Source organism: Methanomassiliicoccus sp., assembly GCA_033485155.1.
GTDB lineage: Archaea > Thermoplasmatota > Thermoplasmata > Methanomassiliicoccales > Methanomassiliicoccaceae > UBA6.
In genome coordinates this window covers 18,946-41,387 of the sequence record JAWQJJ010000001.1, presented here as the reverse complement: position 1 = coordinate 41,387, position 22,442 = coordinate 18,946, and the positions used below count along the sequence as shown (strand labels likewise).

Annotated in this window: 22 protein-coding genes; 10 read left to right on the top strand and 12 right to left on the bottom strand. The window is 61.9% G+C overall.

Annotated elements, in window-relative coordinates:
* Window positions 1–114: 114 nt before the first annotated feature.
* A complete protein-coding gene (locus SA339_00215; protein MDW5561621.1) occupies window positions 115–4,338 on the top strand; it encodes an FG-GAP-like repeat-containing protein in 4,224 nt (1,407 codons plus the stop codon).
* Window positions 4,339–4,361: 23 nt separating this feature from the next.
* Window positions 4,362–5,522 (top strand): hypothetical protein, encoded by a 1,161-nt coding sequence (locus tag SA339_00210; protein MDW5561620.1) that lies wholly within the window; start codon window positions 4,362–4,364, stop codon window positions 5,520–5,522.
* Here SA339_00210 and SA339_00205 read toward each other — a convergent pair.
* The 8 genes from SA339_00205 to SA339_00170 form a co-directional block, all read right to left on the bottom strand.
* Window positions 5,519–7,198 carry a UbiA family prenyltransferase gene (locus SA339_00205; GenBank protein ID MDW5561619.1) on the bottom strand — a complete coding sequence of 560 codons (1,680 nt, stop codon included), beginning with the start codon at window positions 7,196–7,198 and terminating at the stop codon, window positions 5,519–5,521. The genes SA339_00210 and SA339_00205 overlap by 4 nt on opposite strands.
* Window positions 7,199–7,264: 66 nt before the next feature.
* Window positions 7,265–7,894 carry a hypothetical protein gene (locus tag SA339_00200; GenBank protein ID MDW5561618.1) on the bottom strand — a complete coding sequence of 210 codons (630 nt, stop codon included), beginning with the start codon at window positions 7,892–7,894 and terminating at the stop codon, window positions 7,265–7,267.
* On the bottom strand, window positions 7,881–8,843 hold the full coding sequence (locus SA339_00195; protein MDW5561617.1) for a transcriptional regulator: 963 nt from the start codon (window positions 8,841–8,843) through the stop codon (window positions 7,881–7,883). The genes SA339_00200 and SA339_00195 overlap by 14 nt, the downstream gene beginning before the upstream one ends.
* Before the next feature lie 104 nt (window positions 8,844–8,947).
* Window positions 8,948–9,478, bottom strand: coding sequence for an archaeal heat shock protein Hsp20 (hsp20, locus tag SA339_00190; protein MDW5561616.1), 531 nt, complete (start codon window positions 9,476–9,478; stop codon window positions 8,948–8,950).
* A gap of 5 nt (window positions 9,479–9,483) precedes the next feature.
* Entirely contained in the window at window positions 9,484–11,667 is a 2,184-nt protein-coding gene (locus SA339_00185) for a CDC48 family AAA ATPase (protein MDW5561615.1), read from the bottom strand.
* 39 nt (window positions 11,668–11,706) lie between these two features.
* Window positions 11,707–11,868, bottom strand: a complete 162-nt coding sequence (locus SA339_00180) for a hypothetical protein (GenBank protein MDW5561614.1) — start codon at window positions 11,866–11,868, stop codon at window positions 11,707–11,709.
* Between the two features lie 86 nt (window positions 11,869–11,954).
* Window positions 11,955–12,233: a hypothetical protein gene (locus tag SA339_00175; GenBank protein ID MDW5561613.1), complete on the bottom strand. Its 279-nt coding sequence runs from the start codon at window positions 12,231–12,233 to the stop codon at window positions 11,955–11,957.
* Between the two features lies 1 nt (window position 12,234).
* The gene (locus SA339_00170) at window positions 12,235–12,846 is read right to left on the bottom strand and encodes a helix-turn-helix domain-containing protein (GenBank protein ID MDW5561612.1); all 612 of its coding nucleotides are present in this window, start codon (window positions 12,844–12,846) and stop codon (window positions 12,235–12,237) included.
* 148 nt (window positions 12,847–12,994) lie between these two features.
* Here SA339_00170 and endA point away from each other — a divergent pair, with 148 nt between their 5' ends.
* Window positions 12,995–14,050, top strand: a complete 1,056-nt coding sequence (endA, locus tag SA339_00165) for a tRNA-intron lyase (GenBank protein ID MDW5561611.1) — start codon at window positions 12,995–12,997, stop codon at window positions 14,048–14,050.
* On the opposite strand, the gene SA339_00160 is transcribed toward endA, so the two are convergent.
* The 3 genes from SA339_00160 to SA339_00150 all read right to left on the bottom strand — a co-directional run bounded on the left by SA339_00160 (window position 14,051) and on the right by SA339_00150 (window position 16,312).
* Window positions 14,051–15,019 (bottom strand): hypothetical protein, encoded by a 969-nt coding sequence (locus SA339_00160; protein MDW5561610.1) that lies wholly within the window; start codon window positions 15,017–15,019, stop codon window positions 14,051–14,053. It abuts the gene before it with no gap.
* Window positions 15,020–15,141: 122 nt separating this feature from the next.
* Window positions 15,142–16,074 (bottom strand): transcription initiation factor IIB, encoded by a 933-nt coding sequence (locus SA339_00155; protein MDW5561609.1) that lies wholly within the window; start codon window positions 16,072–16,074, stop codon window positions 15,142–15,144.
* Window positions 16,040–16,312 (bottom strand): hypothetical protein, encoded by a 273-nt coding sequence (locus tag SA339_00150; GenBank protein MDW5561608.1) that lies wholly within the window; start codon window positions 16,310–16,312, stop codon window positions 16,040–16,042. The genes SA339_00155 and SA339_00150 overlap by 35 nt, the downstream gene beginning before the upstream one ends.
* A gap of 166 nt (window positions 16,313–16,478) precedes the next feature.
* Between SA339_00150 and SA339_00145 the strand changes: the two genes are divergently transcribed.
* From SA339_00145 to guaA, 7 genes are all read left to right on the top strand, one after another.
* The gene (locus SA339_00145) at window positions 16,479–17,213 is read left to right on the top strand and encodes a phosphopantothenate/pantothenate synthetase (protein MDW5561607.1); all 735 of its coding nucleotides are present in this window, start codon (window positions 16,479–16,481) and stop codon (window positions 17,211–17,213) included.
* 102 nt (window positions 17,214–17,315) lie between these two features.
* On the top strand, window positions 17,316–18,554 hold the full coding sequence (locus SA339_00140) for an adenosylhomocysteinase (protein MDW5561606.1): 1,239 nt from the start codon (window positions 17,316–17,318) through the stop codon (window positions 18,552–18,554).
* Complete coding sequence (locus SA339_00135) at window positions 18,551–19,477, top strand: carbohydrate kinase family protein (GenBank protein MDW5561605.1); 927 nt, start codon at window positions 18,551–18,553, stop codon at window positions 19,475–19,477. Before SA339_00140 ends, SA339_00135 begins: the two co-directional genes overlap by 4 nt.
* Before the next feature lie 73 nt (window positions 19,478–19,550).
* Window positions 19,551–19,805 (top strand): Lrp/AsnC ligand binding domain-containing protein, encoded by a 255-nt coding sequence (locus SA339_00130; protein ID MDW5561604.1) that lies wholly within the window; start codon window positions 19,551–19,553, stop codon window positions 19,803–19,805.
* Between the two features lie 13 nt (window positions 19,806–19,818).
* Window positions 19,819–20,115: a hypothetical protein gene (locus SA339_00125; protein MDW5561603.1), complete on the top strand. Its 297-nt coding sequence runs from the start codon at window positions 19,819–19,821 to the stop codon at window positions 20,113–20,115.
* Window positions 20,116–20,176: 61 nt separating this feature from the next.
* Window positions 20,177–20,656, top strand: a complete 480-nt coding sequence (gene purE / locus SA339_00120) for a 5-(carboxyamino)imidazole ribonucleotide mutase (GenBank protein MDW5561602.1) — start codon at window positions 20,177–20,179, stop codon at window positions 20,654–20,656.
* Window positions 20,643–21,590 (top strand): glutamine-hydrolyzing GMP synthase, encoded by a 948-nt coding sequence (gene guaA / locus SA339_00115; protein MDW5561601.1) that lies wholly within the window; start codon window positions 20,643–20,645, stop codon window positions 21,588–21,590. The genes purE and guaA overlap by 14 nt, the downstream gene beginning before the upstream one ends.
* A gap of 90 nt (window positions 21,591–21,680) precedes the next feature.
* Here guaA and SA339_00110 read toward each other — a convergent pair whose 3' ends face one another.
* Window positions 21,681–22,394, bottom strand: coding sequence for an HAD family hydrolase (locus SA339_00110; protein ID MDW5561600.1), 714 nt, complete (start codon window positions 22,392–22,394; stop codon window positions 21,681–21,683).
* Between the last annotated feature and the right edge of the window lie 48 nt (window positions 22,395–22,442).

The following is a 22,442-nucleotide window of genomic DNA, read 5'->3' as shown; positions in this document are numbered from 1 at the left end:
TTTCTATTCTGCTGGAATTAAAATTTCACTTATTTGAAAATCAGAAGTATACATATTTATAGAAATGAGGCGGGTAAACCGTTTTGCGCCGGAGAAGGGGCCGGTGGTGAGTTCATGATAGTCCGTCAGAGCGACAAACCCATTGCTCGGCCATCGGGCCGATTGAGTTCAACGTGCGACCGCTCCCTCAAGTCCGGGTCCTTCCCTAAGCGTAAGAGCTGGAGCCGCTACGGTGTATCGGAGATCATCGGAAACCTGCTGATACTCGCCATCACCGTCACTCTGTTCACCGGTATCCTGTATTTCGTGACCTCCATGCCCGGCCCCAGCGAGAAGGTCTATACCGACTTCACGTCCTCGATCAAGTTGATGGGAAACGCCAACAATGACGCGTACATCAACATCACCCACAAGGGCGGAGAGGAGCTCTACAGCTATCGGACCAATATCTACCTGTTCGTCGACAACGTCCCCTCCACCCTTAAGTTCACCGACGGCAACATCGCCAGTGCTTCCTGGCCCACTGGCATTACCTGGACCTACAAGTTCTCTGGTGTTCTTTCTACCACCGACCTGAGCATCATGATCGTGGACACCGTGGCCAACACCGTGGTGTACAGCGCGCCCCTGCAGGGCGGGTCCCAGGCGGCGACCACCCTCCCCATCATCGCTGACAGGGGTCTCACCCCCACCCCGGTCTACGATGGCACGTCGGTCAGGTTCTACGTCCAGATCAGCGATCCTTACAGCAAGTTGGACAACACCAGCGTGTTCGTCAACGCCTCGTCCCTCAAGCTGGCCTCGGCCATACCGATGACCTATAACTCGACCCTCAACCTGTACGTCTCGGGCTACTTCACCGCGAAGAATGCCTGGGATGGGGCCACCGTACTGGTTTACGCCAGTGACAAATCCGGCCACCGGGTCACGCAGAGCATGACGATAGACATCACCGCCGGCACGGGCATCTCTGACAGCCCCTACGCCAGCTACTCCGATTACCTCACCAATGGTACCTATCCCCCTGACGCCAGCGGCGGTGAGGCCGGGGGTGCTCTGGGCATCACCTTCTACTACATCAAGAGGACCTCCGACGGCTCCATCACCCGCAACTTCAACGTCAGCGAGGGGGTGACCATTGAGGTCTGGAGCGACACCCTCAGCAACGTCGCGGGGAGGAATTCGTTCTACATCTATCAGCCCCTGCAAGGAACCACTCCCATCTCCCCGTCCTCTGATGCGGCCTTCCAGATAGGGAAGACCTACTCGACTTTCCGGCAGTTCGTGTTCAACTTCACCGCCCCCAGCACCGCGTACCGGTACCCGGTGCAGATCATTATGAAAGATAACCAGGGCAACACCTTCAACATCGCCGACTACATCAACGTCAACGGCGCGAGCTATCCTCAGCTGGAGACCTATGTGGCCAGCGGCAACACCCTGGTGAAGACCACCACCTTCAATCATACCGATGACGTGTACCTGATCATCCGGACCAAGGATGTCGACCGCTACACCGATACGGTGTATCTCAGCGGCATAGAGGTCGATGACTATACCGGCAGCTATATCGTCATGAAGGCAGCCACCCCCGTGCCTCCGGTCAATTCACAGCCCTCCTACAGCGCCCCCCTTTCTTCGCTGTACAAGACCAATGGGATCACCATAACCCCGTACGGTGATAACACCATCAACGGCGTGTATACTCTCAAGATAACTCTCAAGGACGCCAACCAGGGCTGGTGGCTGCCCAAGACCAACGCTTACACCCTCAAGATCTCCACCTTCTTCGATACCGGGACCGGCGGAACGACCGGTGAGAGCTACAGCCAGCTGAGCTGTCAGTTCTTCGTCACCGCGCCGCTCACCACCGCCGATGTGGCTGCCGCGCTCGGCTCCGGCTCGTTCACCTGGAGCTCGTCCGGCGCGACCTGGGAGAACAATGCCATCGCCTGGTTCAAGGGCGGTGACCAGTGGAACGAGAAGGTCATCGATTCGAACCCCAGCAAAGGACCCCTGGGCATGTACCTGGAAGATCTCACCGGTGACGGCCGCAACGACCTAGTGGTCGGGGCGCAGGACACCTCGTTGTCCAACCTGTTCTGGTACGAGAACGAGAAGAGCGACGGATCGACATGGTCCAGCGCCCGGTCCATTACCTATCCGTTCGACGCCTACAGCGGGACGCAGACCGCCTATAACTCAGACCAGTATGGCAACACCAACGAGGACGCTACTGTATGGAAGACCTCAGGTACGGACATGTACTATGATGGCTACTATACGACGAACGAGATGTGCACCGCTCTGGCGATAGGCGACTTCGATAATAACGGCTACTCCGATGTGGTCGCCAGCTTCATGCATGTGGTCGTGTACACCACCGCCACCAGCACGGACTCCGCCGATTACACCAACAGCTGGGGCATGTACTTCAACCGCGGCATATATGTATTCTGGAACGACGGGAGCAACAACTGGGCAAAGACCACCCTGTACAGCACCCTGGATTGGAAGACCGCAGCCTCCACCAGCAATCAGGCCAACAGCAACAACAACCCGGCCGCCGGCGACATCGCCGTCGGCGACTTCAACCAGGACGGCTACAAGGACATCGTAGCGGTCTACGAGGACGGCAGCACCAAGGTCTGGCTCAACATGTGGGTGAAGAACGCCGGCTCACAGTCCGGGACCTTCAGCACCTCCGACTCCCTGAGGACCCTAGAAAAGGTGACCGGCAACACTCCGTGGACCCATGCTCAGGTCATGCCCAAGGTCCGGGTGGCGGACATGAACGGGGATGGATACCCTGACATCGTGCGCACCAGCACCCTGTCCACCGACCGCTCGGTGTACATCTATTACACGCAGCAGGTCGCCTCCACGGTGCCTTATAACGGTCCGTCGTACGAGTACCCGGTCGACACGGTCTTCACCGCGACCCGCACCGGTACCGCAGCCAATCTGCTATCCTCCGATTCGTCGGTGGAAGCCCTGACCGAGGTCGACGTTCTCTATGATCCATACGACGCCACTGGCGTCAAGACCGCTGCCGACACGACCGGATCCACGATCGCCAACATCTATGCCGACAACAACGTCTACTATGACGTCGGCCAGGGGACGACCATGGCCCTGGGCACGTTCTCGCTGAACTTCGAGAACCTGACCACCCCGATCAAGACCACCAGCCTGGTGGTCCAGTACAAGGTCGATTCCAACTATACCGGCACGGGCTACATCCAGTACTCGTTCAACAACGGCCTGACGTGGACGAATACCAACATCCAGCCCAAGAGCGGCGAAACCTCGGAGGTGACCGCCACCTTCGCCCTGACCGGCGTGGGCGGTGACTCGTATGCTAACATCACCTCCAACCTCATGGTCCGGTTCGTGAACCCCTCTGGATCGTCCACTGTGCACTTCGACTACGTATGGGCGGAGGTCACTTTCATCCAAACCAAGGCCCTAGCATGGGTCTATCAGATCCCCAACGCCGTGGCTGCCTACCAGCTGCTTACCGTGGTCGGGCATGTGAGCGGCACGGAGGGCTTCCAGATACAGTACTCGGTGGACAACGCCACCTGGTTCGACATCAGCACCATCACCTCGAACAGCGATGTGACGGTGAGCTACAATCTGACCTACACCCCCAACTCGTACTACTACGTGCGCTTTATTGACACGAACCGGGCGGTCACCGATACCACCAAGGATACCCTGACTCTGAACCAGCTCATCGTGAGCCACAACTCGCCCACCGTGCAGTGGTCTAGCGGGGGGCAGCCTAAGTGGACGTCCAGCGGAGGCTACATCTCCGCCCTTGCCGTTGGTGACATGAAGAAATATCTCGGGTCGAACGTGATCAACGAGCCCATGGACATCGTGGTGGGCATCGGTGGTGACACCGCTGCAAACGGCAAGCTGTTCGTCCTGATGCAGACGACCTCGAACCCCGGGGTCTTCCCGCCTCAATCCCTGGACACCACCAAGCTATCCATCATGTGCCCTGCCAGCGGCGCATACGAGATCCATGGCGTGGAGCTGGGGGACATCGACGGTGATCAGGACCTCGACATAATCCTGGTGGTAGGCTCGCAGGTCGGTAGGACCCCCGGGAACGGCCCCTCGCTGTGGGAATACTCCAACAACCAGTACATTTCCGGATCATGGAGGTTCACCGAGACTCCCATAAGTTCGATTGCCGCCAATAGCGAATCGGTCATCAACGTCAACGTCGGCAACATCGACCTGACCATCTTCCTGCCCATCGTGGGCATGGTAGCGATCGTCGCCTCCAGCGAGGCGGTGGGACGCTGGAGAGGGAGGAGGAAGTAATCACCGGCGACAGGTTCGACGTTGTGGTCAGCGGAGCGGGGCCAGCGGGAGCCCGCTCGGCGTGCTTGTGCGCGCGGGCGGGGCTGCGCACCCTGCTGCTGGAGCGCGAGCCGATCCCAAGAGAGAAATGCTGTGCGGGCGGGCTGCTGGAGCGGGCCGCCGGCCTGCTGGACGGCCCACTTCCCGAGGCGGTCATCGAGCAGGAGATCACCTCCGTCGGCATCATTCACCGTGACTTCAGGGCGGAGTTCGGGCTCCCCCGGAGGGCGGCGGTGACCGTCCGCCGCTCGGCCTTCGACGCCTTCCTCGTATCGGAGGCGGAGAAGGCGGGAGCCGAACTGTGGTGCCCCGCCGCCATCACCAGGGTGGGGGAACGGGACGAGGGCGTGGAGATGACGGTGGATGGTCGGGAGGTGTTCTCCAAGGCCCTCATCGTGGCCGAGGGAGCCACCAGCCGGACGGCGTCTGCCCTCTTCGGCCCCTACCCTGGTCGGGACCAGGGGATCGGCATCGCTCTGACCTGCAAGCTGGGCCGCGACCCCGGGGGGAGGATGGAGTACCATCTCATGGGAACGCCGATCGAGAGGTACCCGTTCCGGTTCAAGTTCCCCCTCAACGGGTGGATGTTCGCCACCAAAGGCGGCGCCAACATCGGGGTCACGGGGATGGGGCTCCAGGGCGCGATATACCACTCCGAGCTCGACGGCCTGCGCAGTAACGTCGAGGCGCGGTACGGAGAGGCGAGCGAGGTCCGGGTGTCCGCCCACCCCATCCCCATGGTCCCCCGAAGGCGGGTGCACACCAAAAGATGCCTGGTGGTGGGCGACGCCGCGGGGTTCGCTTCCCCGCTGTCGGGAGAGGGAATGACCAATGCGTTCCTCAGCGCAAGGCACGCCGCGGAGGCGGTGCAGGGCATGATCCTAGGCTCGCATCCCCTGTCCTCTTACCGCAGGGGACTGGCCTCCGACGTCCTGCCGGTGATGCGGGCCTCCCGGGTCATCTCCCCCCAGGCCCAGTGGCTGATGGGCGTCGTGAACACTCCGGTGCTGATGCGGAAGATGCAGGACGATCCCCAGCTGGTCGCCACCTGCCTGGAGATATCCAACGGGGAGAGGAGCTGGGAATCCCTCCTCCGGCTCATCGTCCGCCGTTTCCCCTATCTGTTCTTCTCCTCCCTGACCTAGGTGAGCGCGGGAAGGAACCTCCACGCGGCGTACAGCATGCCCACCAGAGCGATGCCCAGCACGTACCTTGCCCGCCCAGTGCGCAGAAAGGTCACCGAGGCGGCGATGCCCAGCATCGGGAAGACGATGAGATCCTGGACCCCTTGGAACAGGGCCAGGGGGGTAAGGGAGGTGAGAAGCACAAGGGTGGAGACGGTCCTCTTTCCTCGATCCATCCCGAACCTCGTATACACTGTGTGCACCCCGCTCCTGGCATCCTCGGCATAGCCATCGATGTCAGTGACCATGGAGCCTACCACCAGGCCGATGAACATGTATATGCCGAGCACCACCGCCTGCACCGTCAAGGTGGGGAACAGCAGGTTCCAGCTGTCAGGGTACACCAGGGATGGGTCTCCCTGGTACAGTCTCACCGGGCTCAGCGGGGTCAGGAACCCGAAGATAAAAGCGAGGAAAGCCCCCGCGCCCAGCAGCAGCGGGCTCAGGAGGCGCTCCTTGAACCTCACCGGGCGGAAGGAGTACACCGCTCCCAGCAGGAAGATGGCCGCTAGAAGGAGGACATGCTCCCAAGACAACAACGCGGCCATCACCAGGGAGAGGCCCATGAGGACCACCGACCCCTCGGCCAGTTCCCTTCGTCCCACAACCCCGGAGGCAAGGGCCCGGCCGGCGCGGCCGGGGGAGTCCCCGGCGTGGTCGCTGAGGTCGTTCCACATGGTGGTGACCAGCCAGGCCAGCACCGTGCTGAGTAGGGAGAGGATTACGAACGCGAGGTTGACCCAGTAGGGTCGGTCCAGGATGTCGTAGATGTACTCCGGCCCGGCGGCGGTGACCCACCCCGCGGCGATGCCCGCAGCCACCACGCCCGTGAAAAATACCGTCTGCCAGGGCCGCAGGCTCAGTACCAGGTCCTTGAGGGCCCGGGGGTAGTTGATGTACACCAGGGAGGCTAGGACGCCTAGCAGCAGAATCATGTAATAGGCGAAGATGAACAGGTGGTACTGGAAGTACTTAGTAACGTCGAAGCCGGGGAAAGAGGGCACACCGTTCTCACTGCCCACCGGAAGATAGGCGCCGGGGGTGGCCATGAAGAAGAGGGACAGTACGGTGAAGAGGACGAGCAGGGCGACCTCCACTATTACCGCGGCCCGCCCCTCCACCGAGCTGAACCTCGCCCGCTTGACCCATATGACGTAGGAGACCACGGCGAAGAGCACCACGACGATCTCCAGCGCCTGCCCGGGGTGAAAGGTCTCTCCGCTGAAGTGCAGGATGTAGTTCAGGAAGTCGGTGGGCGAGAAGTATGCATAGTTCTGCTGGGAGCCGAACAGGAAATGGTCTAGGAACGGGGGCAGGATGATGATCCAGAAGAAACAGGCGACGTAGTTCACCGCCTTCCTGACGCCCCGCCGGGAGAAGGCGGAGATGAGGAGCACCAGACCGAAGAAGGTGAGGAAGTAGAACGCGACGTGGTGGGCGATGCTGTAGATCCAGGGATGGGGCTCGACCACGAAGGTATGGTCGAGCAGGTAATACTCCGAGATGTCCCGCACCAGGGCCACCGCCAGGACGTACAAGAAGATGCCGATGATGGACAGCCTGTTCCGCTCAAGGCACAGCACCAGCCGATCCACGGCCTCGGTGAAACGGATGCCCAGTGGAACGCGGTCCTGCATGCCCGCCCATCGAGCGGCGATTATTATAAATGTCGCTGGAGAACCACGGCCCCAGGGAACCTGGGTTCACTTTACCGTTTCGGCCTCGCGGTCCTCGAGCAGGGCAAGAATGCCCTCGCAGCGCTCGCACTCCACCACCGCCAGCACCCGGCGGTACTTGCGGGCGAGAATGCGCAGGACGTCGGCCATGTGCCTCTCCCTCGCTTCCTCCAGCTTCCGGAACCCCGACCGATTGACGCGGCGGTCCCAGCTCCGCACGAAGGTAGCGGGGGTGGAGACATCGTAACTCTTGCCGGTGGCCCTTCGGGCGAAGAAGGACTCGCGGATCATGTCGAAGGTGCTGACCTTGTCGCAATAGGTCGCGGTATAAAGCTCGTCGTTCATATCCAGTGGAACGATCACCGCGCCCTGATGCTCGGATATCTCCAGCGCCCGGACGAAGGCCGGGGGTGGGATGCGGACCTCCCCGAACCGCTCGAGGAAGGCCTGGTAGATGATCTCCAGATCGGAAGGCACATACAGGTCGTAATCCTCGCGCTTGCGCAGCGCGTCCAGCTCCTCCCGGGAGATGGATACGGCGATGACCTCGGGATCGATCTCGGAGAACGCCTGAGATACCGCCTCGGCCTCGCTCACCAGACCCTTGACCACCGGGAGGACGGTGACCGAGGCAGTCTGCAGGTCAATGGTCCTCATCATCCTTCCTCGAACCTACCAGCTCGTACAGGATGCACGCTTCGGCGATCTTCCGGAGCTCGTCCTTCCCAATGATGGGCGTGCCTCCGATGTTGTGCTTGCTCTTGGCCTTCTCGATGAAGATGACCGAGCATCGCTCCGTCACTTTGGAGATGTCGGCCACGGCCATGGCTTTTTCCTTGAGCTTGGCGTCGTCCTTGCCCAGGCCGGTGAGGATGAGGATATGCTCGTCCTTGCTGAGGGCCTCGAACGGGCAGCGGGAGGTGGGCATGATGGAGAAGCCCATCCGGGCCAGCTGGTCGAAGACCTCCTGGCCGAACACGTCGGAGGAGCGCGCGGGCGCTCCGTCCCTCTCTCGGGGCTTGGGTGCGGTGCAGTGCTGGAAGGGGTTGACCGGGGTGACGATCGGTTGGTTAAGGAACTCCTCCAGGCGGATGGCCACATCGATCATCGCCCCCATGCCCCCTTCGTACATCTGGATCGTCCGCCGGGACACCCCGGCGATCTCCGCCAGCGTCCCCAAGGAGATGTTTCTCTCCTCTCGCAGCTGCTTCAGCAGATGACTGTCCAGTTTCACGTACAGTCCGCCGGGGGCGGCGAAGATGAACGGAGGGACGCCTTCCAGAAGGTGGTCGGACAGCGTGGTCAGCGAGATTATGGGCACCCCGAACCTCGAGTACACGATGCTCTCGTCGATGTCTCCCGACCCCGAGCGCTCCCCGATGAGCAGCGGTGACGCTCCCAGGGCCTCGCCCAGGGTGAGCATCTCCTCGGCGTTCTCCTTGGAGAAAGCGTCGACGTTGCTGAGTATCTTGACGATGAGAAGGGTATCATCCCGCCTGGCCACCACGTCGAAGCTAATTCCTCGCATGGCCAGGGGTCTGGAGACGAAGAAGCCGGACTTGGTCAGGACCGACCGCACCGCCTCTATGAGCTCGTCCCTCTGCACGGACCTCTATACTCTTAAACTTCTATATGAGCGTTACCGTTGATGAGGGGCGTGCCGATGTGCTATCTGGCCCTCGAGAAAAAAGGTAAGAAAAAGGGAAGGGCCTACCGGCCCTCGATCTTGACTGCCTTGCCTCGCTTCTTGGGGGCGATCCGCTTAAGGGTCACCTCGAGAACACCGTTCTTGTACGATGCCGAGGCCGAGTCAGGGTCCACCGCCGAGGGGAGTTCCAGCTCCTTGGAGAACTTGCGGTCCTCCTTATCCACGGAGATGTCCAGCACGCGGTCCTCGACATGGAGCTGGATGTCTTCTTTGTCCACCCCCGGCAGCTCGATGATCACCCGGACGCGCTCCTTCTCCTCGATGATGTCGGTCAGCGGCTCCCGGGCTCCCCCCTCGCCGGTGACCTCGGGAGAGGTGTTGCCGAACTCCTCGATGTGGGGCTTTCCGTCCGGCCCAACCCGCATGGAGAACCCATAGACGATGGGCTGGTTCGTGCTGGTGTCGATGCGACCGTTCATGAACCCCTCCATCAACGCGTCCATGCGCGCACGCATCTCCTCGAAGTCCTCGTCGAAGCTGCCGAAGAGGTCATCCCAGGAGGTGCGGCGCTTCCTCCTCTTGTCGTCTGCCATGTTCTTCACCTCACATATACGTAATCCTCGGCGACCTTCGGGTACCTGCCCAGGTCGCTGCGGCTGACCGGCTTCACTTTCTCCATGGCCTGGTTGAAGAAGGTCATCGAGATCTTCGCGTCGTTCAGTTCCTCCGGTGCGACGTCCTTGTTCTTGGCCACCAGCGACCGGATGGCCAGCATCACCGCCTCGTTGGTCAGGGCGGCGAGGTCCGCGCCGGAGTAACCGTCGGTCCTCCTTGCCAGATCATCCAGGTCGACGTCCTCGGCCAGGGGCTTCTTGGCGGTGTGGATGCGGAGTACCTGCTTGCGGCCCTCGAGGTCGGGGTTGGGGATGCGGACCAGCCGGTCGAAGCGGCCAGGCCTCAGCAGAGCCGGGTCGAGCATATCCGGCCGGTTGGTGGCGGCGATGACCACCACGTTGTGCAGGCTCTGCAGACCGTCGATCTCGGTGAGCATCTGCGAGATCACCCGCTCGGTGACGTGGCTGTCGGCCTCCCCGCCCCGGACCGGGGCGATGGAGTCGATTTCGTCCATGAAGATGATGCAGGGTGAGGCCTGCCTCGCCTTGCGGAAGGTCTCCCTGACCGCCTTCTCCGACTCGCCGACCCACTTGCTCAGGAACTCTGGCCCCTTGACGTTGATGAAGTTGGCCTGGGACTCGGTGGCGACCGCTTTAGCCAGCAGGGTCTTGCCCGTACCTGGCGGACCGTACAGCAGCACACCCTTGGGGGGCGTGGCGTTCATGTGGCTGAACACTGAGGCATACTTCAGGGGCCACTCCACCGCTTCCTGCAGTTCGCGCTTAGCCTCGGTCAGACCGCCGATCTCCTCCCACCTGACGTTGGGGGTCTCGATGAACACCTCTCTCAGGCTGGAAGGCTGCATCTCCCGCAGGGCGGCAAAGAAGTCGTTCCTGGTGACGGTGATCTTGCTCAGCACGTCCATGGGGATCTGCTCCATCTCCAGGTCCATCTCCGGAAGCACGCGGCGAAGGGAGTGCATGGCCGCCTCCTTGGTCAGGGCGGAGAGGTCCGCGCCAACGTACCCGTGGGTGAGGTCGGCCAGGGTTTCCAGCTCGACGTCCTCCTCCAGAGGCATGCCCCGAGTGTGGATCTGCAGGATGTCCAGCCGCCCCTCGCGGTTGGGCGGATTGATCTCGATCTCCCGGTCGAAACGGCCCGGCCTGCGGATGGCGGGATCGAGCGCGTTGGGACGGTTGGTGGCACCGATGACCACGACCTTTCCCCTCGCCTCCAGCCCGTCCATCAGCGACAGCAGCTGGGCTACGACCCTCCGCTCGGTCTCTCCGCTGACCTCCTCCCGCTTGGGGGCGATGGAGTCGATCTCGTCGATGAAGATGATGGTGGGCGCGTTCTCCTGGGCCTGCTTGAATATCTCACGCAGCCGTTCCTCGCTCTCGCCGTAGAACTTGGACATGATCTCCGGCCCGCCGATGGTGACGAAGTTGGCGTTGGTCTCCCCCGCCACAGCCTTGGCCAGGAGGGTCTTGCCCGTACCTGGTGGGCCGTGCAGCAGCACACCCTTGGGCGCCTCCACTCCCAGCCTCTCGAATAGCTCAGGGTGGCGGAGGGGAAGCTCGATCATCTCTCTGACCCGCTTGACCTCGTCCCCCAGTCCTCCGATGTCCTCGTAGGTGACCTTGGGGATGTTGGATTGGCCCTCCTTCACCGGCTTCTCGCTGATCTTGACCTCGGTGGTGCGGTGCACGAGCACGGCGTCGGAGGTCGGACTATAGGAAACGACGATCAGATCGATCCTCCGGCCCATGACATTGATCTGGATGACATCACCGCGGGTGACCGCACGTCCCTCCAGGCTCTGGCTGAGATACTCCTCGCCGCCCATTATGCGCAGCGGCTCGGTGGGAGCGAAGGTGATCTTGCGCGCCTCCTTGATCGCCACCTTGCGGATGGCGACCTTCTCGTCGATGCTGGTCTGGGCGTTGCGGCGGATGGTGCCGTCGACCCTAATGACCCCGCGGTTGGCGTCCTCGGGGTAACCAGGCCACACGATGGCCACGGTCCGCTTCTTGCCCTCGATCTGGATGACGTCACCGGCGGTGATGCCGAGCACCTCCATAACCGCGGGGTCCACCCGGGCGATGCCGCGCTCAGCGTCCTTGGACTTGGCCTCGGCGACCTTCAATACCTTTTCCGATGAATCCATGCTTCTCCCTCTCTTTGACTACTCTATCAGAGCGGTTATTTAATGTCCGCTCCACTGGAACTGCATCTCGTAGGACGGACCGTCCGCGCTCCTGGCGAACGTCAGGTCCAGCTCGCTCGTTCTCCTCTCCGGCTCATTGAGCGGCCTCCACTTGCGCTTGGGCGCCGGGCTCCGCTCGTTGTCGGGGACATCAGGGTTCATCTAGCCTCCAATTCAGCAGTATACAACTCTAGGTTGTCTACTATCACTCAATGATTGCCCTTCTATATAAATTAATCGCCTTGAGATCACCTCAGGCGATCCCTGACCCGCGCCTCCATCTCCCGTAGCTCTGCCCTCAGGCGGGGGAGCTCGCTCTTCACCTCGTTCACGACGACAGAGGCATGGTTCGCCACGTCCCGGGCTCCGCTCTTGGCCTCGTTGGCCACGGCGTGGTACACCTGGCGGGATCCGACCTCCGCCCGCTGCACGGCGCGATCCATCGCCCTGCCCGCCCCCCGGGCCAGGCGTTCGAACTGGCCGGTTGGCACTCCATCCGTTCTCCGTTCTCCATCTTCCTCGTTCATGTCACTCCTCCAGCCACTCTTTGATGTAGCGCAGGACAACCTCGTCCCGCATAGACAGCTGTCTTGCTATCTCCCGGGGATCGAGGTCCGGTCTGCTGATGAACTCGTACATCGCCCTGCGCGCCTGGTAGTCGGGAAGCTCGGCCGTCAGCCTGGCCACCTCGTCCATGATGCTCTCCTTCTCCTCGATGAGCTCCTCCCTCTGCCGCTGCAGTTCGAGCAGCCGGCGATCAATGTCCGACATCCTCTCCCTGAGCTCCTTGGCCCGGGCCTCTCGGGCCTGAGCCTCCTCCCGATCGACCGGGGCAGGCTCGTGCTCCCGGGTGGTGAGCTCGGCGCGGAATATGTTCGTGCCCACGTCCACGACGATGGTGAAGTTGACCGTAGGATAGTACTTGTTGCGCATCGGCCCTCCCAGATCGCTCTCCTCGCGGAAGCTCTTGACCAGCCCGCACGACTCCAGCACCCTCAGATGCTTCATCACCGCCTGTTGGCTCATCCCCAACTCCTTGGACAGCTGCAATGGGTAGTGGGGCTCCCGGACGAGGGCCTCAAGGATCCTTCGCCGGGCGGGGTTCTCGATGACCGATAGTAAGGCGTCAAGTCCGACCATATGGTTCACCTGCTAAGATATCAACTGTAAGTTGTATACCTTATACGGTACTCATCGGTAGATAAATCCTTCCCCTTGCCTCACATGATACGCGAACAGTCGTCCGAGCGTGGAAAGGGTTAAGAGCAAAGGCCGTTCTGCGAGTACCATGCCTGGAGAGCTGGTCAAGGACAGCGTCATCATCGCCGATCAGACCGAGGCCAGCCAGATCTACAACAAGGGCTACTACGGCTACCCGATGTCCGGCGGCGGCCTGGAGATGGACCTGCTGGAAGCGGTATACCTGGTGGAGTGCGGCCGACTGGAGGTCCGCGAGGAGAGCGATGCGATCTCCATGGAGCGGCTGGTGGCATCGGCCTCGGCCGCCCATCGTGACTTTGAGATCAAGTACATCGTGTATCGCGACCTGAGGGGACGGGGCTACCTGGTCAAGCCGGCGGGGGAGGAGTTCGATTTCCGGGTGTTCCCCCGAGGGGGTACCCCCAATAGCACCCAGACCAAGAGCTGGGTCTCAGCGATCTCGGAGCGCTCGGTGTTCTCCATGGCTCCCTTCATGGAAGTCATGGACCGCTCCGAGCGCACGAGGAAGGAACTACTCATCGCCATCGTGGACGAGGAGGGAGACATCACCTTCTACCACGCCGACCGCAGCGAGCCCAAGGGCACCGCGACCCAGGAGTGGGTAGGGCCGCCGGTGCGAGGGGCGTTGCTAGAGGACCGGGTGATGGTGTTCGACGAGGCAGGCGCGGAGCGGCTGTATGCGCAAGGTTTCTACGGCAAGAAGCTGGGAAAGGCGCTCCAGCTGTCCCTCATCGAGGCTGCCCACCTCATGGAGCGGGAGCGGCTGGATGTATATACCATAGTCTCCGGCAGGGCAGTGAGGTTTGATCGCTTCAAGAAACGGGCGCTCAAGTTCCAGCAGGACTTCGACCTGAGGTTGAAGGCCTACAACGACCTCCGCTCCCGCGGCCTTGTGGTCAAGACTGGGTTCAAGTACGGCTCCCACTTCCGGGTGTACGAGGACGATCCCGAGCGGTCCCACGCCCGGTGGTTGGTGCACGCCGTGCCCGCGGACTACGAGACGACCTGGCCGGAGGTCTCCCGGGCGGTCCGGCTGGCTCACGGGGTAAAGAAGGAGATCCTGTTCGCTCGGGTCATAGAGGACCGGACGGAATATATGCGCCTGTCCCGAGTCCGACCGTGATCAGGCGAACGAAGGTCGGCCCATCTCCGATCGCACCATCTGGGCCCCGGCAATGTCCTCCGGGTCGATGGCCAGCGCCTCGTCCAGGAGCATAGCCGCCTCCGGCTGGTGCCCGGTGTTGATCAGGATGCGCGCGGCCCGGACCATGAAGTTGGTCCGCTTGCGTGGAAAGCTCGTAAGGGCGATGGCGTGGCGGTAGGCTATCACCGCCTCCTCCGGCTGCCCGTTCTTCAACAGGGCCTCGGCCAGTCTAGCGTAGTGCCCGGCCTTCGTTTCAGGCAGATCATTCTCCTGGGTGAGCTTGTGGCACATCTCCACGGTCTTGGCCATGGACGCCGCCTGCATGATCTCGGCACCGCACTGGGGGCATCGGGCCATCATGTCGCCGATCTCCCCTCCGCATTCCCTGCAGACCCGGGGCAGCTTGGTGCCGCAGCACGGGCAGGATCGCCAGTAGGTCTCCACCACCTCGTGGCAGTGAGGGCACTCCGAAGCGCTCTTCACCCTGCAGCTGGCCAGATCGGGACGGTCTCCCTCACGCTCCTCCCGCATGAAGAGGTCGGAATGGAGATACAGGTAGATGGAGAGCACTGCTTCCACCGCCAGCCAGATGAGGTTGAGGTAGAGGAGCCACGCTCCCTTCGAGTCGCTCTCCCAGAACAGCACGGTCCCGCTGCCGGTGAACACTTCGGGCCATAACAGGAAGACGAACAGCAACCTAGCCACCACCGTGACCAGGGAGGCGGTCATGATGCTCCGCCAGGAGCCGACCTCCGATCGCCAGATGGTCCGGCCGGCCGAGAACTCCATGGACCCCAAGAGGGCCAGGAGGATGAAGGCGGGGATGGCCAGTACGGCTCCCAACCTGAAATCGATGAAGGAGACCACGATCGCGCTCACAATGGTGATCAGGCCACCGAGGGCGTACCATGCGCCCATCGGCTTCAGTAGAACGCTCTTGTCCTCCACCGTCGCACCTCTCTACGAAAACTTTCCCTCGCTAGAAATAGGTATTGAAGGAAAGGATGGTCTCCCCGCGCATCGGGGACGACCGTAGAAAAAGGCCGGGGCTCGAGGCCCCGATGCCCGGCCTAGAGCTGGATCTCGATGCCCAGCTTCTCGGTCAGCTCCTTGTAGCGGTTCCGGATGGTGACCTCAGTGACCCCGGCGATATCAGCCACCTCTCTTTGGGTCCGGCGCTCGTTGCACAGGATGGAGGCGATGTAGATGGCCGCCGCCGCCACTCCGGTGGGGCCGCGTCCGGAGGTCAGCTCCTTCTTGGCCGCGTCCTTGAGGATCTCCGCGGCCTTGGACTGAACCTCTCCGCTGAGCTTGAGCTCGGAGCAGAACCTCTGCACATAGTCCTGCGGTCTCGTCGGCATTAGCTTGAGCTTCAGCTCCCGGGTCATGAAGCGGTAGGTCCTTCCGATCTCCTTCCGACCTACGCGGGAGGAGTTGGCGACCTCATCCAGGGTCCTCGGCACGTTGCACTGCCGGCAGGCAGCGTACAGCGACGCCGCCACCACGCCCTCGATGCTGCGGCCACGGATGAGGTTCTTGTTGACCGCCTTGCGGTAGACCATCGCCGCCGTTTCCCGCACGTTGCGGGGCAAGCCCATGGCCGAGGCCATCCGGTCCAGCTCCGACAATGCGAAGGCGAGGTTTCTCTCGGTAGCGTTGGACACCCTGATCCTGCGCTGCCACTTTCTGAGACGGTACAGCTGAGCCCGGTTCCTGGTAGGGATGCTCTTGCCGTAGCTGTCCTTGTTCTTCCATGAGATTTCGGTCGACAGACCCTTGTCATGGATGGTGTAGGTCATCGGCGCACCGGTACGCGCCCTCTTCTCGCCCTGCTCCACGTCGAAGGCTCTCCACTCCGGTCCCTGGTCGATGAACTGGTCATCTAGGACCAGACCGCAGTCCTCGCAGATCAGCTCGCCCCGCTCGTAATCTCTGACTAAGTGCTTGCCGCCGCACTCGGGGCACTTCTCAATCTCTTCGGTCCCTTCTCTTACCTTTGGCATAATGTCCGCCCTCCTCGACGTATACCTGCTTCCCCACGGCTGCGAGCAGGTTGCTCTTACCGGCTGGATCGACCATGATGTACGGTGAGTCAACGGGCCCGAACACCCTTCGTACGAAGCCCAGAGGCTTGCTCCGGTTGTCCACCACCCTGTCCCGGGGTCCAGGAGCGAACGAGCCTCTCACAATGAGCTTGCCGTCAAAACTTATATCCTGGATAACGCCCAAAAGTTTCATCATGCACCAACGGTCCGTAGACCGGTATGTTCAAGTACATTGGAAAATACGTATTTAAACTTTACGATAGGCTTTATTATTTTTTGTTGTCCGAGCGCCGACGCCCATCAGGCCTGAGGAGGGACGGTAGGCAACAACGGTTTTTTACTGCCTCCCCCATCGACCAAGCATGGAGATCTCCAGGGACCATCCTCGCTATCGTTCGCTGGTGGTACGGGAGCGGATGTCAGATCTGGTCAGGCAGGGCGTGGTCGCCCCCACCGGTCTCATCGCTCACGGCCGGGGGGAGGCGTTCGACTACATGCTCGGCGAGAGGACCACCGAAACGGCCGCGCAGGCGGAACGGACGGTAGCGGCGCTGCTGCTGGAGGCCCGCCGCCCGGTCATCACCGTCAACGGCAATGCCGCGGGGCTTTGCGCTGAAGGCCTCCTGTCATTAGCCAGGGCAGTCCCGGCCAAGGTCGAGGTGAATCTCTTCCACCGCTCCCCGGAGCGGGTGGAGAAGGTCGTCTCGTACCTCGAGGGCTTGGGCGGCAGGGACGTCCTGGGCCGGGTGCAGGAGGCGCGCCTGGAGGGCATCGCCTCGGATCGGGCGATGTGCTGCACCGAGGGCATCTACGAGGCCGACGTCGTTCTCATCCCCCTGGAGGATGGCGACCGTGCCGGAGCCCTAGTAAAGGCAGGGAAGAAGGTGCTGGCCATTGATCTGAACCCTCTCTCCAGGACGGCGGTGGAGTCGCATGTCACGGTCGTCGACGAGCTGACCAGGGCGGTGCCCAACATCGAGCGAGCGGTCCGGGAGCTGAGGGACGACCCCGAGGGGAGGAAGCGGCTCATCGGGGAGTTCGACAACGTCGAGAACCTTCGCCGGTCCAGAGAGGCGATGTGCCTTACCCTGAGGTAATGATGGGCGTCACCGTCATTTCTGGACCATCCTCCGGGGCGGAAGTAGCTTGCTGGCGGTACACTTTATAAGGGGGCGGTCCAATCCACGCCCGGTGTTCCATTGGACGAGCTGATCGAGAAGGGCATCAGGCGGCTGGAGTGGGCTCGGGCGCACATGGGCGTGCTCGAGGACATCCGCTCCCGCCTGGTCAGGGAGAGGACGTTGGAAGGGGTCAAGGTGGGTATGGCGCTGCACGTGGAGGCGAAGACCGGCATCCTGGCCCTTACCATCGCCGAGGCCGGGGCCCAGGTGCGCCTGGCCAGCTGCAACCCTCTGTCCACCGATGATTCGGTGGCCCTGGCGCTCAAGCACCACTATGGCCTGGAGACCTACGCCAAGAAGGGCGAGAACAATGAGGAGTATTACGCCAACCTCAACGCCGTCCTGGACATGCGGCCGGACTTCGTCATCGACGACGGGGCGGACTTAATCACTATTCTCCATACCACCCGCCGGGACCTCCTGCCCAATGTGAAGGGCGGCAACGAGGAGACGACCACGGGCGTGGTGCGCCTTAGGGCCATGGCGGCCGAGGGCAAGCTGGAGTTCCCGGTGGTCTCGGTCAACGACGCCCACATGAAATTCATGTTCGACAACCGCTACGGCACCGGACAGTCGACCTTCGACGGGTTCATGAACGCGACCAACCTGCTCATCGCCGGCAAGAACCTGGTGGTCGCCGGCTACGGCTGGTGCGGGCGGGGCATCGCCATGCGGGCCAAGGGCATGGGGGCGAACGTGATCGTCACCGAGGTCGACCCGGTACGGGCTATCGAGGCCCGCATGGACGGCTACGGGGTCATGCCCATGCGGGAGGCGGTAAAGCGGGCGGATATCATCATCTGCGCCACCGGGGACAAGGACATCATCCGGCGGGAGCACCTTGAGGTACTCAAGGACGGCTGCGTCCTGGGCAACTCCGGTCACTTCGACAACGAGATCTCCAAGGTCGGGCTGGAGGCGCTTGCCGGCCATCCGGTCAGGGTCCGGGAGGCGGTGGACCAGTACACTTTCGCCGACGGCCGCCGAGCCTATCTCATCGCCGAAGGCCGGCTGATGAACCTCGCCGCCGGGCAGGGGCATCCGGTGGAGATCATGGACATGAGCTTCTCCATCCAGGCGCTGTCGCTGGAGCACCTAGTGAAGAACCACTCGCGCATGGAGGCCAAGGTCTACAACGTCCCCGAGGAGCTGGACCAGCAGGTGGCCCGCACCAAGCTCAAGGTCATGGGCATCGAGATCGATGAGCTGACCAAGGAGCAGAGGAAGTACCTGCAGGGATGGCAAGAGGGCACATGATCCCCTTCCTGACGGTCTACGGTCACGTGTGCTTGGACCAGATCCTGGCGCTGGAACGGTTCCCCGAACCCAACACCTCAGTGGACATCCGGGAGAAACACCGCTACTTCGGCGGAACAGGCGCCAACATTGCCACTGCAGCTGCCGCTCTGGGCGTGCCCACCGCGCTGGTCTCTTATGTCGGCCCGGACCTGCCGGCCGATTTCCGGGAGTTCATGGAGAGCAAGGGAGTGGACCTCTCCGAGGTCGTCACCGTCGAGGGGTACGAGACCTCCACTGTAATCGTGGTCACCGACTCCAAGGAGGACCAGATAGCCTACGTCTACCAGGGTCCGATGCGGGACATGGGGCGCTTCGAGCCCCGGCTCGACTCCGCCCGCCGTTCGAAGGTCGTGCACATCTCCACCGGCCGGCCGGAGTACTATCTGCCGGTGATGCTCGAATGCCAACGGCTGGGGAAGGAAATATCGTTCGATCCCGCTCAGGAGATCCACCGCATCTGGGACCGCGATACCTTCCGTGAGGCGCTACCGCTGGCCACGAGGTTGTTCGGCAACCGCAACGAGCTGCGGACCGCCCTTAAGTATATGGATGCTGGCGGCCCCGAGGGTCTCCTGGCATTCGTTCCGGAGATAATCACCACCCGGGGGAAGGAGGGGGCATTGGCCTTCACCGGCCAGGGCACTTTGTCGGTGCCGGCGGCCAAACCGTCGGCGGTGATCGACCCCACCGGGGCGGGAGACGCCTTCCGGGCGGGCTTCTACGCGGGACGCTATCGCGGCCACGGATTCCTCGAGTCCATGGCTTATGGCAACGCGGCGGCATCGTTCGTCCTGGAGGCTCCGGGAGCGGTGTCCAACCTCCCGAGCTGGGAGATGGTGGAGGAGAGGGCGGCGGTCGTCCTCGCGTCCCTGCCGGGATAGCCCGATGGCTGTCTGGAGCTTATAGCCAGTAAAAATTTTTTGGGTCGAAACATTTATTATGGCACATAAACTAATGGGTCAGCAAGGTGAGAGTTTGGCAGTGGGGTTCGTCTTGATCAGCACGGCACCGGCCAAGGAGCACGAGGTCTACAATGAGCTCCTTAAGGTCAAGGAGGTCGTGGAGCTCCATCCCCTGTTCGGGGAGTTTGACCTGATCGCCAAGATCGAGGCCGAGGATTTCAACCGCCTTGGCCAGGTGGTGGTGGACCAGATCAGAACGATCCCTGGGGTCATAGACACCAAGACGCTCACAGGCATTAAGTTCTAAAACAGGTGAAAAAATGCAACTGATGGAATTCCTGACCATACTTCTGATGACTTTGGGCCTCTTCCTTGTCCTGGCCGGTGTGTTCACCGCTTACTTTGGGAGTGGCAAGAGCCGCACGATCGGTGTCGTGCTACTGATCGTCGGCCTGCTCATCGGCATCATCTGGGTCGGCCTCCGGTGGATGGACCCCAGTCTGATCGACGTCAGCATCATCGAGACTATCTGGGTGGCCTTCTTGTATATCCTAGCCGCCCTTATCGGCGCCCTGATCGCCATCGGGGTCTTCCTGCTGGCCATCATGAAGTCCTGAACAGGGACGCCAAACTCCTTCCATCACAACCTTTTTTATCAGGTCCGACTTTGCTTGGCTCATGCCTCGTGTCCTTATAGTCCTGGGAAGCAAGAGCGATGCGCCTGTGGCCAAAAAGGCCTCCGATATTCTGAGGGAGTTCGGGGTGAGCTCGCAGACCGTCGTCGCCTCCGCCCACCGCACCCCGGACCGGGTCAGGGAACTGGTCACCGGCAGCGATGCCGAGGTGTTCATCGCCATCGCCGGGTTGTCCGCGGCGTTGCCGGGGGCGGTTGCCGCCGCCACCGTTCGGCCGGTGATCGGCGTACCGGTCAGCGGGAAGGTCAACCTCGATTCCATCCTTTCCATCGTGCAGATGCCGGCAGGGATTCCGGTGGCGGGGGTCGGTTTGGATCGCGGGGACAACGCTGCCCTTCTGGCCCTTCAGATCATGGGGCTCAATGATAAGGAGATCACGTTCAAGCTGGAGAAGCACCGCCGGGAGATGGCCGATGCGGTGGAGCGGGATTCCGAGGAGGTGGGCAAGGATGTTCAATGCTGAGAGGTTCGTCAACGAGCAGATCGAGGAGATGAGGTCGAGGATCAAGGGGAAGGCGATCATCGCCTGCTCCGGGGGTGTGGACAGCACGGTGGCCGCCGTCCTGGCGTCCCGGGCGATGGGCGATCGCCTCTTGACCGTCTATGTAAACAACGGCTTCATGCGCAAGGGAGAGACGGAAGCGGTCGGGAAGATGTTCGACGACCTGGGCGTGAATTACAGGCTCGTCGATGCCAGCGAGGAATTCTTCGCCGCCATGAAGGGAGTGACCGACCCGGAGAGGAAGCGCAAGATCATAGGCGAGCGCTTCATCCGCGTCTTTGAGCGCACGGCCAAGGAGTTCGGCGCCACCTATCTCGTGCAGGGGACCATCGCCCCCGACTGGATTGAGAGCGGGGACGGCGTTCGGGACGTCATCAAGAGCCACCATAACGTCGGCGGCCTGCCCAAGGATATGAACATGGAGCTGGTTGAGCCGCTGAGGGACCTGTACAAGGACGAGGTCAGGGTGGTGGCCCGCTACCTCAACGTGAAGGTCGCCGAGCGGCAGCCGTTCCCCGGCCCGGCCCTGGCGATCCGCGTATTGGGCGAGGCCACCCCGGAGTCGGTGGGCATCGTACGGGAGGCGTGTGCCATCGTGGAGGAGGAGATCGAGCTCGCATCGGCCGCCGGAAAGATGACCTGCCCGTGGCAGTACTTCGCCGTCCTGCTGCCCTGCCAGTCGGTCGGGGTGCAAGGAGACAACCGAGCCTACGGGCGCACCATCGCCGTGCGTTCAGTGGAATCGATCGACGGCATGAGTGCCGCTTACTCCCGTATCCCGCACGAGGTCCTGGAGCGCATCTCGGTGCGCATCACCAACGAGATGAAGAGCGATGTCAACCGGGTGGTCTACGATATAACGAACAAACCACCAGCGACAGTCGAGTGGGAATGACCAACGCTACTCGTAGGTAAGTAACCTCATCCGCCTTTTTGATGCGGTTTTTTACTTCCTTTCGGGGATCTCCCCGGAAGCGCGTTTCTTTTATTCGATCAGTCCCGCAACCTCGTCCAACGTCTGGACGGTGTGGTCGGGGAAGACCCCCTCGGCCTGAGGGCAATAAGCCGAGGACTTCAGCACAGCTCGGATGCCCACGCCCTTGGCCCCTCGGATGTCCTGGGCGATGGAGTTGCCGACGTACATCGCCTCGGACGCGTCCACACCCAGATTGGATAGGGCGATCTTGAACATCTTGGGATGAGGCTTGCGTAGCCCGACGTCGGTACTGAACACGTAGTCGTCGAAGTACGCGTCCATGCCGAAGTGACGGATGTCCCGCATTGGGAACTCTGAAGGCAGCCCCCACGCGACATCCGAGATAAGGCCGACGCTGAGGCCCCGCTCCTTTATCTCCGCCAGCAGATCCACCGCACCGTGGACCAGGTTGCGGTCCTCCAGCAGCACGTTGTAGAACACCTCCATGCTCCTCTGCAGGCTGTCCTCGTCCAGGCAGCCGTATCGCTCCAGACACTCGCCCATAAGCTCGGCAAGGGGGGTCTCCACATACTGGTCGTACTTCATCGATCGAGAATATTGAAGACGCTCCCTCAGGTACGTGGTGAACTCCTCCCGGTCCGTCTTCGGCGAGCACTCGTGGACGATATCATATATCCCGGCGATCCCCCGCTCCTCGGGGCCCTTCCAGTCGTAGTAATAATCGATCAGGGTGTGCCCCAGGTCGAACAGCACCGCCTTCATCGGCCAGACTAATGTCGGGCCGGTAGATAAACCTCCTTTCGCAAGCAA